This is a genomic window from uncultured Williamsia sp. (genome assembly GCF_947494875.1).
In the GTDB taxonomy this organism is placed as follows: Bacteria; Actinomycetota; Actinomycetes; order Mycobacteriales; family Mycobacteriaceae; genus Williamsia_A.
This window is the reverse complement of the sequence record NZ_CANLWM010000005.1, coordinates 23557-36796: the sequence shown is the minus strand read 5'-3', so window position 1 is coordinate 36796 and position 13240 is coordinate 23557. Positions and strand designations below refer to the sequence as shown.

At 70.0% G+C, this 13240-nt stretch carries 8 protein-coding genes; 4 read left to right on the top strand and 4 right to left on the bottom strand.

Annotated elements, in window-relative coordinates; translation table 11 throughout:
- Positions 1–8: 8 nt before the first annotated feature.
- The 3 genes from Q1A98_RS12550 to Q1A98_RS12540 all read right to left on the bottom strand — a co-directional run bounded on the left by Q1A98_RS12550 (position 9) and on the right by Q1A98_RS12540 (position 6521).
- Complete coding sequence (locus Q1A98_RS12550; protein WP_299573936.1) at positions 9–4178, bottom strand: AAA domain-containing protein; 4170 nt, start codon at positions 4176–4178, stop codon at positions 9–11.
- 175 nt (positions 4179–4353) lie between these two features.
- Positions 4354–4689 carry a rhodanese-like domain-containing protein gene (locus tag Q1A98_RS12545; protein WP_299573933.1) on the bottom strand — a complete coding sequence of 112 codons (336 nt, stop codon included), beginning with the start codon at positions 4687–4689 and terminating at the stop codon, positions 4354–4356.
- Positions 4690–4823: 134 nt separating this feature from the next.
- Positions 4824–6521 (bottom strand): DEAD/DEAH box helicase, encoded by a 1698-nt coding sequence (locus tag Q1A98_RS12540; RefSeq protein ID WP_299574651.1) that lies wholly within the window; start codon positions 6519–6521, stop codon positions 4824–4826.
- Positions 6522–6875: 354 nt separating this feature from the next.
- Here Q1A98_RS12540 and Q1A98_RS12535 point away from each other — a divergent pair, with 354 nt between their 5' ends.
- The gene (locus Q1A98_RS12535) at positions 6876–8663 is read left to right on the top strand and encodes a long-chain fatty acid--CoA ligase (RefSeq protein WP_299573930.1); all 1788 of its coding nucleotides are present in this window, start codon (positions 6876–6878) and stop codon (positions 8661–8663) included.
- Between the two features lie 19 nt (positions 8664–8682).
- Here the strand turns inward: Q1A98_RS12535 and Q1A98_RS12530 are convergent, their stop codons facing one another.
- Entirely contained in the window at positions 8683–10155 is a 1473-nt protein-coding gene (locus tag Q1A98_RS12530) for a GAF domain-containing protein (protein ID WP_299573927.1), read from the bottom strand.
- A gap of 193 nt (positions 10156–10348) precedes the next feature.
- Between Q1A98_RS12530 and Q1A98_RS12525 the strand changes: the two genes are divergently transcribed.
- From Q1A98_RS12525 to Q1A98_RS12515, 3 genes are read left to right on the top strand one after another with little or no spacing between them, the layout of a single operon-like run.
- The gene (locus tag Q1A98_RS12525) at positions 10349–11386 is read left to right on the top strand and encodes an amidohydrolase family protein (protein ID WP_299573924.1); all 1038 of its coding nucleotides are present in this window, start codon (positions 10349–10351) and stop codon (positions 11384–11386) included.
- Entirely contained in the window at positions 11383–12141 is a 759-nt protein-coding gene (locus tag Q1A98_RS12520; protein WP_299573921.1) for an iron-sulfur cluster assembly protein, read from the top strand. Before Q1A98_RS12525 ends, Q1A98_RS12520 begins: the two co-directional genes overlap by 4 nt.
- Before the next feature lie 34 nt (positions 12142–12175).
- Positions 12176–13201, top strand: coding sequence for an NAD(P)-dependent alcohol dehydrogenase (locus Q1A98_RS12515; protein ID WP_299574649.1), 1026 nt, complete (start codon positions 12176–12178; stop codon positions 13199–13201).
- Positions 13202–13240: the final 39 nt, after the last annotated feature.

Genomic DNA, 13240 nt, shown 5'->3' with positions numbered 1-13240 from the left:
CGGGAGGGTCAGTCACCGCCGAGGTCGATCGGCTCCCACGGCTGCGCGCTGCCGACATCCTCACCGGCGCCGACCGTCTCGGGGTGCACCCCGCGGGCCTCGAGCTCGGACCACAGGCCCGCCAGCGCCCGCTCGGGGTCGAGCAGGTACTCCGACTCCCGCACCCGCCAGAAACGCCAGCCGCAGCGACGCAGTTCGCGCTCGCGCTCCATGTCGGCGCGGGCCTGCTCGGGTGTGCTGGTGAACTCGTCCCCGTCGCACTCGACGGCGAGACGTCCGTCGGTACCGGTGACGACGAGGTCGATGACGCGGTTGTTCACCGACACCTTCGGGACGACGTGGTACCCGCGGTCCCGCAGTTCGCCGAAGATCTTCTGCTCGAAGAGGCTCTCGAACGGCTCCGCTCGTTCGGTGGCCCCGATGTCGGTCGGCATCGGGTCGACGAGAGCGTTCTGGGTGCGCTCGAGGTAGGTCAGCAACGAGTACCGCAGGTCGTTGGGCCGCAGGTCCTCCGACAACACGCTGTGGAACAGCCACACCTGCTCCATCGCGCGCGACGCGGCGACGTTGAAGCGGCGCTGGGACTCGCTGCGCGTCAACGACACCGGGTTGCGGTCGGTGGACACGACCATCGACAGGAACACCACGTGGCGCTCGTCGCCCTGGAAGTCCGGCGGCGTCCCGACCCGCAGCGCCCGCTCGTGCCACTCCTCCACACCGATCGCCGACCGCAGCTTCTGGGTGATGACGTCGACCTGACGCTGCCCCTGCAGCACGACGACACCGAAGGTCAGCCCGTCGTAGCGATCGTCTCGCAGACACCGGACCAGTTGCGCGACAAGGGCGTCGGCCTCGTCGACGTTCGTCAGCGCCGAGCCCTCCCCCGTCGCGACGGCGTCCGGGACGTGCACCGACCGCAGCGGCGGCAGGCGATCGGCGCCGAACTGCCGCACGGGCACCAGCGGCGAGTCCGGGTAGAACTGGCGCGACGAGTACTCGATGATCTCGGGCATCGAGCGGAAGTGCTCCCGCAGGCGCACCACGTGGCCGAAGCGGGTGCGCAGCATGGAGAACAGGCTCGACCGCGGGGTCAGGCTGTCACGCATGTACTGCGGGACATCGTGCAGGTAGCTGTCGAGCTTGGCGAACACCTCGTCGAGCCCCGCGCCGCCGAAACCGCCGGGCGCACACTGCCGGTCGTCGCCGACGACGATGACCCGCGGTGCCAGCCACAGCAGGAACAGGCTGGTGATGTCGGCCTGCGACGCCTCGTCGACGATGACGACGTCGAAGGAGTCCTGCTCGGGCGCGATCGACGAGAGCACCTGCGAGATCGGCATGATCCACGCCGGCACGGCACCTTGCGCCTGGGTCATCGCCGAGCGCGCCGCCGTGCGGAACCGCTCGGCGTGCTTGCCGGATCCCTTGCCCAGGTTGGTGATGTGGTCCCGGTAGGACTGCAGTGCCTGCACCTGGGTGACGGTCATGTGCTCCAGGCACTCCCGCCACGCCGCCGCGGCGGCGAGGCCCGCGGTGAAGTGGGCGATGTCGGCCTCGACCGAGTCCAGGTCGGCGGCCAGCCGCGACTCGCGGTCGGGATCGCTGCGCTCCTGCGCCCACGAGTAGGCACGACGCCACGACCAGGCGTCCCCGAGGTCACGCAGCCGCGCGTCCCACGCGGTGTCGTCGGCGGTGTCGACCAGGACCCGGTGCAGACCGGGCGCCTTCTGCTTGAGGCGCAGTTCCAGCAGGTCGAGGGCGCCCTGCCGGTCCCGCTGCGCACGCGCGACCGTGAAGGCCCGGCGGGCGTCCTTGACCGCGTCGATGTCGGCCGCGGTCAGCGCGGCGACCAGCGCGTCGGCCTCCTCGGACGGGCCCTGGTCGGTCACGGCGGCGAGGCTGCGCGCGGCGTCCTCCAGCTCGCGCCGGGCGAGGACGGCATCGTTGGTGGCGGCGATGGCACCGGTCTGACGGGCCACCTCCTCCACCTCGTCGACACTCTTGGGTCGCGGCCCGCCGGGGCTGATCGACTCCAACCGCCGGATGAGGGCGTCGCGACCTGTGAGCAACTCCGAGACCCACCCGAGCTGCTCGTCGAGGGAGACCAGTCGACCGAGCTGCGCCGACCGCGACCCCGACGTGTCGACGTCGACGTCGACGTCGGCCAGGACCGCCTGCACGGTGGCCACGTTCTCGAGCACGCGCAGGTGGTCGGCGACCATCTGCAGCGACGCGGCATCCGTGGCCGGACGCCCGTCGACGGTCGCGGTCACATCCAGGGCCTCGACGGCGCGCTGCTGCGGCGACTTGCGGAACCGACCCCGCCAGGTGCCGCCCGAGCGGAGGTGCTCGGCGGCGTCGGCGAACACATCGGCGGCGCCGGGAGGGATCGGGTCGACCACGACGTCGTGCGTGCCGATCGCGGCGTCACGCTGGGTCGCCTCGTCGATCACCGCGGAGATCTGCGTGACCCGGTTCCACAGGTACGCAGCCGATCCCGACAGCAACCGCTCGGTCATGTCCTGCATCGGCGCGTCGAAGCCGCGGACCTCGCGGACCGCCGCGGCGAGGCGGTCGCACTGTGCCTTGATGGCGGACAGACGTGCGCTGTCGACGTCGGCGAGGATCGCCAGCAGCGACCCGTTGCCGGCCATCTTCTCGTGCGGCTGTGCGCGCACCCGTCCGCAGATCGCCTCCAGCGCCACCGAGTCCGGCAGGTGGTCCTCGAGGTCGGGCAGCTTCTGGCCCAGACGCCGCGCCCACGAGTCGTCGCGCTCCCGCAGCAGCGTGAGCAGCCGACTCATCTCGTCGGTGTCGAGCGGCGGGAGCACCGCGTCCAGCGGGCCGGGCAGCCAGTCGTACCGGTCGGCGACGTCCTGGCAGGCACGCACGATCTGCGCGGCGGTGCCGCTGTAGCCGGGCGCCACCCACTCGTGCTTCTCGGTCTCGGACTCCCGCAGCTGCCAGATCTCCCGCAGGATCTGCTCCCGCTTGGCCCGCGCCTGGTCCCGCTTGGACCGCAGGTTCTTGATCTCCGAGGTCGCGACCCGCTCGGAGAAGGTCCCCTTGCGCGCGGCGATCGCCGCGACGCTCTCGGCGAGCGACGCGGAGCCGTCCTTGGTGACGTCGGTGATGGCGACCGCCAGCTCGCGCAGCTCGGCGGGCAGCTTGTCCCGCAGCACCTGCAGCGCCTGCGCCTTCTCGCTGACGACGAGCACACGCTGTCCCTTGGCCAGCAGGGCCGACATCAGGTTGGCGATGGTGTGCGTCTTGCCGGTCCCTGGCGGGCCTTCCACGACGACACCGGAGTCGACGCCGAGCTGAGCGAGGATGTCGCGCTGCTCGACGTTCGACGGCAGCGGATAGAGCGCGTCCTCGACGAGTTCGCCGGCGCTCATGGCGCCGCTCGCGGCCAGGCGGTCGAGCCGTTCCGGGGCCTCGATCGGCTCCACCAGCTGCGCCAGGCCGATCGGGACGTCGGCCGACTCCTCACGCAGGGCGGTCATCATCGTCTCGTAGTAGGCCAGCACCGCGCCCGACCCGCGGTCGCGCAGGACCAGGGCCGGTCGCGTGGCGATCGACACGTCCGTCCCCGCGGCGACCGTGGTGCGCCATGTCTCGAGGATGTCGTCGACACCGGCCGCGACGACGGAGGGCACGCCGGCGAGCGCGTCGGCCACCGCGGCCGAGCGGCCGAGGTCGAATCCCTCCACCCCGCCGAGCAGCAGTCCGTCCTGCAGGCGCGGCACCGAGTCGCCGACGAGGCGGACGGTGATGACGCCCTCGGTGTGGTCGTGCTCGGCGACCACCGACTGCGTCAGCAGGTGCTGATTGATGGTGGGTTCGGTGTCGGGCGCCTCGACGTCGGACACCGTGAGCAGGCCTGCGGCGAGGACGAGTTCCAGCGACTCGGGACGTTCGGCCAGACTGTCGAGCATCGCGGCGGCGAGCGCGTACGCCTCCGGCGCGGGCCCGTCGGCGCGGATCTCGACGAGCGTGGAGCCGGGCGCGGCCTTCGCCTTCACCGGCAGGTTCCACTCGTCGCCGACCCACAGCACCGACGGGTGGTCCCCGACGTCGCGCACCACGGTGGACCGGGCCGCGACGAGTTCGTGCAGGAACTGCAGGAGGCGCAGCACGCGGCCCCGCCGGTCGTCCCCGGACATCGCTTCGGTCATCAGGTCCTCTTCGCCCGCACCACCGTCGGTCGAGGTCGCCGCTCTCCCTCGAGGTCAACCTCAGGTCGACACTCGACCCGAGTAGGTAGAACGCTACCTGGTGACCTGGTCGAACACGCAACGCATCGACCGCTCACCTCGGCGGGAGGCGGGGTGAGCTCGACCGCCCCGACGATCAGCCCGGGTGCAGCGCGGACCGGTACGCGGGGTACCCGCCGTCCACCCAGCGCACGTTGGTGTATCCGAGACCGGCGATCTGCTCGGCGATCCGCCGCGCGTGGGCCCGCACCGACACGACGGCGATCTCGGTGTCGAGTCCTGCGATGCAGGCCATCCGGCGCGGGGAGGTGGGCGCCAGCGCGTCCACGAGGTCGGTCGGCTCCACCACGACCGCCCCGGGCAGCGAGCCCTGGTGACGGACCACCTGCGGACGGGCGTCGAGCACCACCGCCTGGCCGTGCTGCGTGTGTTCGGCGGCTTCCGCCGCCGAGATGCGATCCACCGTGCTCATGTGGACTCACCGATCCTCGTGTCCCGATCTCTCAACGTCGGCGACCCGTGGGTCGCGACGACTCTCCCCGGTAGGTCGCACAACGCGTGCCCCGTGTTACGCGGCCGTGATCCACCGGTCAGGGAGGGACGGGATCAGTGCCGTCCGCCGCCGCGGCCGGCCACCTTGGGCGCTCCTCGTCGGCCGGGGCCGTCGCGGTGCGTGCGCGCCGACGACCGCTGCCGCGGCGGACCCTGGTCGACCCCGATGTTGATCGGCTTGTTGTTGATCCGCGTCGACCGCAGCGCGGTCAACGTCTCGCGTCCGAGGTCGTCGGGCAGCTCCACGAGGCTGTACTCGTTGCGGATGCTGATGTGCCCGAAGTCCTGCCTGGTCAGGCCACCCTCGTTGGCGATCGCTCCGACGATCGCGCCCGGGGTCACGCGATCGCGCTTGCCGACGGCGATCCGGTAGGTCGCGAACCGCGGCTGACCCTCCCGACGCGGCCGCTCGGGCCGGTCCCCGCGCTGCGCGCGCTCGCCGGCGGGCGGGTCGGGGGTGAGGAAGAAGCCGCCGTCGCGGGTCTCGAGGGCCAGCGCCGCGGCGATGTCGGCCATGGCGACGTCGTTCTCGCGGGCGTAGTCCTCGACGAGCTTGCGGAACGTGTCGAGGTCGTCGGATCCGAGGTTCTCGGTGATCGACTCACCGAACTTCGCCACCCGCTGGGCGTTGACGTCGTCGACGCTCGGGAGCCCGATCTCGGTGAGCGGTTGCCGGGTCGCGCGCTCGATCGAGCGCAGCATGTGCCGCTCGCGCGGTGACACGAACAGCAGCGCGTTGCCCGAACGCCCGGCGCGACCGGTGCGGCCGATGCGGTGCACGTACGACTCGGTGTCATGGGGGATGTCGTAGTTGACGACATGGCTGATGCGGTCGACGTCGAGGCCGCGGGCGGCGACGTCGGTGGCGACGAGGATGTCGACCGACCCGCCCTTGAGCGCGGCGATCGTGCGTTCACGCTGCGCCTGCGGGATGTCACCGTTGATCGCGACGGCGGAGAACCCCCGGGCGCGCAGCTTCTCGGCCAGCTCCTCGGTGGCGGACTTGGTGCGGACGAAGACGATCATCGCGTCGAACGTCTCCACCTCGAGCACCCGTGTCAACGCGTCGAGCTTGCGCTGGTGGGAGACCTGCAGGTAGCGCTGCGTGATGTTCTGGGCCGTCGCGGTCTTGGCCTTGACGGTGATCTCGACGGGCTTGTCGAGGTACTTCTGCGCCAGCCGACGGATCGCGCTGGGCATGGTGGCGCTGAACAGCGCCACCTGCTTGGAGTCGGGGGTGTCCCGCAGGATCCGCTCGACGTCCTCGGCGAAGCCCATCGTGAGCATCTCGTCGGCCTCGTCGAGGACGAGGAACTCCAGCTGTGACAGGTCCAGCGTCCCCTTGTCGAGGTGGTCGATGACACGCCCGGGGGTGCCCACCACGATCTGCGCGCCACGGCGGAGGCCCGAGAGCTGGACGCTGTAGGACTGTCCGCCGTAGATGGGGAGCACCCGGACCTCGGGGAGGTGGGCCGCGTACTTGCCGAACGCCTCGGAGACCTGCAGCGCCAACTCGCGGGTCGGCGCCAGCACGAGCGCCTTGGGGGCTTTTCCGTCGGTCGTGATCCGCGACAGCACCGGGACCGCGAAGGCCGCGGTCTTGCCGGTACCGGTCTGCGCGAGCCCGACGACGTCGCGTCCGGCCATGAGCGGTGGGATGGTCTCGGCCTGGATCGGCGACGGGGTCTCATACCCCACGTCCTCCAGCGCCCGCAGCACCGGGAAGGCGATGTCGAGGTCGGCGAACGTCACGTCCGGCGCCGTGTCACCGGCGCCGCTGCGCTCGCCGTCGTTCTGTCCGTCGGACACACTGCCGTCCACGCCACACACCCACTGTTCCCGGCCACCCGGCCGTCGATCCGAATCGTCGGACCGTGCCCTGTTCCCCCGGTGAGCTGTGTCCGACCTGCACGGAGCACTCTAGTCGCCGGGGCCGGTGTCGCTCGCATCGTCGACAGGCGATCCATGACACACCCTGTCGGAATCGTTTCATCGCCCGTTGCTACGGTTCTCGGTGCCCGGGCACGCGTAATCTGTGTCACATCGTCGCCCGGACCGGATTGTCCGATTTCTCGGCGGCCGACCACTCTCGATCGGAGGCTCCCCGTGACCGCAGCAGCGACCAGTCCGCACGAGATCGTCGTGGACGACGACACCACGATCGTCGACCGCCCGATCCGTCTGCGTGAGGAGCGCGGCTCCCTGCAGCTGTTCCGGCGCCGCGTCGACGGCCGCTGGACGGACGTGACGGCCGCGGAGTTCGCCGATCAGGTCGACGCCACCGCCAAGGGCCTGATCGCCTCGGGCGTCGAGGCCGGCGACCGCGTCGCGATCCTCTCCTCGACCCGCTACGAGTGGACCGTCCTCGACTACGCCATCTGGCGCGCGGGTGGTGCCACCGTCGCCATCTACGAGACCTCGGCCTCCGACCAGGTCAAGTACATCCTCTCCGACTCCGGCACCACGATGCTGCTCGTCGAGTCGGCGAAGCAGAAGGAGCAGCACGCCGCGGTCGTCGACGCCGCGGGCCTGCGCGAGACGCTGGTCATCGACGACGACGTCCTGGGTGTCCTCGCGAAGCGCGGCGCCGACGTCGACGACGCCGAGCTCGACCGGCGCCGGGCGGGGATGCACGCCTCCGACATGGCGACACTGATCTACACGTCCGGGACCACGGGCAACCCCAAGGGTGTCGCGCTCACCCACGCGAACTTCCTCGGCGAGTGCGAGAGCGTCCGGCAGACGCTCGGCCACGTGATGGGCGAGGGCCGCTCGACGCTGCTCTTCCTTCCGCTCGCGCACGTGTTCGCCCGCATGGTCGCCGTCGGCGCCATCGAGAGCGGCGTCGTCCTCGGCCACACCAACGACATCCCCAACCTGATCGCCGACTTCGAGAAGTTCCAGCCCAGCTACATCCTGTCGGTGCCGCGCGTGTTCGAGAAGGTCTACAACAGCGCCAAGCAGAAGGCCCACGACGGCGGCAAGGGGAAGATCTTCGACCGCGCCGCCGACACCGCGATCGAGTACTCGCGGGCGCTCGACTCCGGAGGCGCGGGCATCCTCCTCAAGGCCAAGCACACGGTGTTCGACAAGCTCGTCTACTCGAAGCTGCGCGCGGCGCTCGGCGGCAAGTGCGAGGACGCGATCTCCGGCGGCGCCCCGCTCGGTGAGCGCCTCGGACACTTCTTCCGCGGCATCGGCATCCCGGTGTACGAGGGCTACGGCCTCACCGAGACGACCGCCGCGGTCACGGTCAACTCGCCGGAGGCGCAGCGCGTCGGCACCGTCGGACGTCCGGTCGCGGGCGCCGCGGTCAAGATCGCCGACGACGGCGAGGTGCTCCTCAAGGGCCCGATGGTGTTCTCCGGCTACTGGCACAACGAGGAGGCCACCAAGGACACGTTCGACGGCGAGTGGTTCCGTACCGGCGACATCGGCACCCTCGAGGACGACTACCTCAAGATCACCGGTCGCAAGAAGGAACTCATCGTCACCGCGGGCGGCAAGAACGTCTCCCCCGCCCCGCTCGAGGACTCCATCCGCGCACACCCGATGGTGAGCCAGTGCCTCGTCGTCGGCGACAACAGGCCGTTCATCGCCGCCCTGATCACCCTGGACGAAGAGGCCGCACCCGGATGGCTCGAGCGACACTCGCTGCCCGCCGACACCTCGATGGCCGACCTCGCGACCAACGAGGACCTGCGCTCGGAGATCGACGAGGCGGTGAAGCAGGCCAACACCAAGGTGTCCAAGGCCGAGCAGATCAAGAAGTTCACCATCCTCGACAGCGATTTCTCGATCGAGTCCGGTGAGATCACGCCGACGATGAAGCTGAAGCGCAACGTGATCCACGAGGCGCACGGCGACGAGATCGAGAAGCTCTACACGAAGTAGGCACCCACGGTGGGTGTCGTCAGGCGCCCACCGTCGTGGTGATGCCGTAGTGGGTGATCTTGCGGTACAACGTCGCCCGGCTCATCCCCAGCGACCGCGCGGCGTCGTTCATGCTGGGCGGCCCGGACGCGAGGACCCGCACGATCTCGCCGCGCTCGAATGCCTCGATCCGCGACAGACGTCGACCGCCACCGGCGAGGACGTCGGACGGCAGGGATCCCACGTCGATCCGGTCGCCCCGCAGTGCTGCCGATCGGACGACGTCGGCGAGTTCGCCGACGTTGCCCGGCCAGTCGTAGGCCCCCAACGCACGTTCCGCGGCAGGAGCGATGTCGACGGCCCGTCCCCGCGCAGTCTCCGCGAGATGCGCCGCGAGCGGCGCGATGTCATCGGGTCGGTCACGCAACGGCGGCATGTCGACGACCGCGTCGATCGCCGACCGGAGGACCATCGGGACGTCCTCGAGGTGTTCCGCGGTCACCACCACCGGTACGTCGCCGGCGGGTCGTCGGCCGAGCAGGTCGGCGAGACGTACCGCGACCCAGTCGGGTAGTCGGTCGACGTCACGGACGATCACGGCGGTGTGGTCCTTGCCGACCTCCGGCAGCCACAGGTCGAGCCACGTCACCACGTCGCCGGAGGTGGGCGGCGCGGCGGAGAGGATGCGGTCGCGCGGACGCACACGACGGGCGGCCTGGGCGAGCGCGGTGGCACGTCCGGAGCCCCGTTCCCCCACTGCGGCCACGACCTGCCCGCCGCGCAGTCCGCGCTCGGCACGGTCCACGACGTCGCGCCACGCCTGCGACAACCCGCGCAGTGTGCCCGCCCCGGGCTCGAGGCGCGGCAGGTCGATGCGCATGACGGTCCCGCGCGGGACGGGTCGCGCACGCCGGCCCGCCGATCGCGCTCCCATCAGGGCGGCGGTGGTCCCGGCCGCCGACCGGGCCAGTGCGAGAAGCAGATCCGGCGACGATCGTGACCAGGTCGTCAGGTTGACGCAGCCCTCGACCCGCCCGGTGGCCGGGTCGATCACCGGGACCGCAGCGCACGTGAAGCTGCTGAGGTTCTGCGCGTAGTGCTCCTCGGCGCGCACCAGGGTCGGCGTCCGGTCGGCGAGGGCCAATCCCAGGCCGTTCGTGCCGACCTCGCGCTCGGAGTAGGCGAACCCCGGCGCGAGACGCACGTCGTCGAGTGCGCCGAGCAACGACGAGTCCCCACTCGCGCGGTGCAGGACGACACCGTCGGGATCGGTCAGCATCAGTCCGACGGGCTCGCCGGACAGCGTGTGAGAGAGGTCGGTGAGCACCTCCGTGCCGCACGACCAGAACAGCGAGTCCAGGTCGTGGGTTCCGGTGAAAGCAGGGGTGACCGCGTCGTCGGCGACCCCGTACTCGGCCGACCGCCGCCACGACGCGAGCAGTCGGCGCTCGCCGGTCGACGTACCGACCCGCGTGAGATCGCGCCGAGATGCCGGCGGCTGAGCCACATCCATCACCCCTTCCGAATGTGACCCAGGTTACTCGGCCTCCGAAATGCCGCACGGGTGCCACAAGAGCGTGGGTCGACGGTCCGGCAGCTCAGGGGGTGTCTCAAAGTGAGACGGTCGCCCCCTCGATCACCCGCGGACCGCTGCCTACGGTCGCACCAGACGTGTGGCACTGATCACATGCGTCAGAGAGGTCGACATGTATCACACACCCGACGCCGACTACTTCATCGTCGACGCACACATCGCGCTCTGGGATGCGCGCGCGGAGAACCAGCGCAACATCCACGGCAAGCAGTTCATCGACTGCTTCTACGACTACCACCGCAACCTGTCGCCGGAGTCGGAGCTGTGGAGCTACGAGGAGTACCTCTACCAGGGCGGCGACCGACTGATGCACGACCTGTTCGAGGTCGGCCACGTCGACCATGCGATCTTCCAGCCCGCCCATCTCGGCGAGTTCTACTACAAGGGGTTCGGCCAGACCGACGAGGCGTCGGAGCTGGCGGCCGCGCACCCGGACAAACTGACCTACAACCACCATTTCGACCCGCGCAACGGCGAGCAGGGACTGGACCAGCTGCGGCTCGACGCCGAGAAGTACAACCTGAAGGGCGTCAAGCTCTACACGGCCGAATGGCACGGGGAGTCGCGCGGCTACAAGCTCGACGACCCATGGGCCTACCGGTACTTCGAGGCGTGCCGCGAGCTCGGCATCCGCAACATCCACGTCCACAAGGGCCCCACCATCCGACCGCTCGACCGCGACGCGTTCGACGTCGCCGATGTCGACCACGTGGCGTCGGACTTCACCGATCTGAACTTCGTCGTCGAGCACTGCGGACTCCCCCGCCTCGAGGACTTCTGCTGGATCGCCACCCAGGAGCCCAACGTCTACGCGGGCCTCGCCGTGGCCATCCCCTTCATGCACACCCGCCCCAAGTACTTCGCGCAGATCATGGGCGAGCTCCTCTACTGGCTGGGCGAGGACCGCATCTTCTTCTCCTCCGACTACGCCCTGTGGACCCCGAAGTGGTTGGTGGAGGGCTTCGTCGACTTCCAGATCCCCGACGAGCTCAGCGAGTACCCGAAGATCACCACCGACCAGAAGAAGAAGGTCCTCGGGCTCAACGCGGCCAAGCTCTACGACATCCCGGTGCCCGCCGAACTGCAGCTGCCCGACGCCGACGAGACCGCCACCGGCCCCCGGGGCGCCGACGAGATGGTCGGTGCATGATGTCGGCTCCCACCCTCGACACCACCCGGCACGCCGAGATCCGCCGAGCCCTCGACGCGGTGATCGACCCCGAACTCGACGAACCGATCACCGACCTCGGCTTCGTGCGGTCGATCGACGCCGGCGCCGACGGCGCGGTGGAGGTCCATCTGCGCCTGCCCACCTCGTTCTGCGCGCCGAACTTCGCCTACCTCATGGCGTCCGACGCCAAGGACGCCCTCACCGCGTTGCCGTGGACGTCGGTGGTGGTCGTCGAACTGGACGACCACCACGACTCGGAGATCATCAACACCGGGTTGGCCGCCGACGCCGGATACCGCGGGACATTCCGGCACGAGGCGGATTCCGATCTCGACGAGTTGCGTGCCACGTTCGCGCGCAAGGCGCACACCGCGGCCATGGAACGCTGCCTCACCGGGCTGCTCCGCACCGATCCCGAGCGCACCGAGGAACACCTCGGCGCGGTTCGCCTGGGCGATCTCCCCGACGACGACGCCACGCGCTCACTGCGCAGCCGCCGGCACGCCATCGGTCTCGGCACCGAACCGGACGACCTGGTCCTCGTCGACGCCGACGGTAGGGGCTACGCGCCCGACGCGGTGACCCATGCCCTGCGTCGGGCGCGTTCCACCCGCATCTCCATCGAGGGAAATGCCCACTGGTGCAGGGGCCTTCTCGGTACCCGGTACGCCGACGAGCCCGCCGACCCGACCTTCGTCCCGCTCGACGCCCTCACGGTGCGCGCGGCGTCCTGACCCACCCCACAGAACCGGAGAGACCATGTCCACGATGCGCGCCGTCCAGGTGGTCGGCTACCACCAGAAACTCGAGATGACCGAGGTCCCGGTGCCCGAACCCACCGGCCCGTTCGACGTCGTCGTGAAGATCGGCGGTGCCGGTGTGTGCCGCACCGACCTCCACATCCTGGAGGGTCAGTGGGCCGAGAAGTCCGGCGTCACACTGCCGTACACGATCGGTCACGAGAACGCCGGCTGGGTCCATGCGGTCGGCTCCGCGGTCACCCATGTGGCCGAGGGCGACAAGGTGATCCTGCACCCGCTGATCACCTGCGGCCTGTGTCGCGCCTGCCGGTCCGGCGACGATGTGCACTGTGAGGTCAACGCGTTCCCCGGTATCGACACGAATGGCGGATACGCGGACTACATCAAGACCTCCGCGCGCAGCGTGGTGAGGATCGACGACTCGCTCGAACCCGCGGACATCGCGGCCCTCGCCGACGCGGGCCTCACCGCGTACCACGCAGCGGCCAAGGCGGCGAGGAGACTGACGCCGCGCGACCGCTGCGTCGTGATCGGGGCGGGAGGACTGGGGCACATCGGGATCCAGGTCCTCAAGGCCCTGACCCCCGCCGAGCTGGTCGTGGTCGACCGTAACGAGCAGGCCCTCAAGCTCGCCGAGTCCATCGGCGCCGACCGCGGAATCGTCGCCGACGGCACCCAGGTCGAGCAGGTGCTGGAGTTGACCGGAGGCCACGGGGCGGAGGTCGTGATCGATTTCGTGGGCGAGAACGGCACCACCGCAGAAGGACTGGCGATGACGCGTCGCGCCGGCGACTACCACATCGTCGGATACGGCGAGAACATCGACGTCCCGTCGATCGATCTCATCTCGGCCGAGAAGAACATCGTGGGCAACCTCGTCGGGTCGTACAACGACCTGTGCGACCTGATGCAGCTGGCCGCGCGGGGGGCGGTGACCCTGCACACCGCGAAGTACTCCCTCGACGACTTCCAGAGTGCCATCGACGATCTCGACGCCGGCAACGTCCGTGGTCGAGCCATCCTCACCCCGTGAGGATTCCGGTCACCATCGTCCCCGCCACGTACCGTGGCA

Coding starts and splice junctions, on each gene's coding strand:
- Q1A98_RS12515 (WP_299574649.1), top strand. CDS start 12,176: ATGCGCGCCGTCCAGGTGGTCGGCTACCACCAGAAACTCGAGATGACC.
- Q1A98_RS12530 (WP_299573927.1), bottom strand. CDS start 10,155: ATGGATGTGGCTCAGCCGCCGGCATCTCGGCGCGATCTCACGCGGGTC.
- Q1A98_RS12545 (WP_299573933.1), bottom strand. CDS start 4,689: ATGAGCACGGTGGATCGCATCTCGGCGGCGGAAGCCGCCGAACACACG.
- Q1A98_RS12525 (WP_299573924.1), top strand. CDS start 10,349: ATGTATCACACACCCGACGCCGACTACTTCATCGTCGACGCACACATC.
- Q1A98_RS12520 (WP_299573921.1), top strand. CDS start 11,383: ATGATGTCGGCTCCCACCCTCGACACCACCCGGCACGCCGAGATCCGC.
- Q1A98_RS12550 (WP_299573936.1), bottom strand. CDS start 4,178: ATGACCGAAGCGATGTCCGGGGACGACCGGCGGGGCCGCGTGCTGCGC.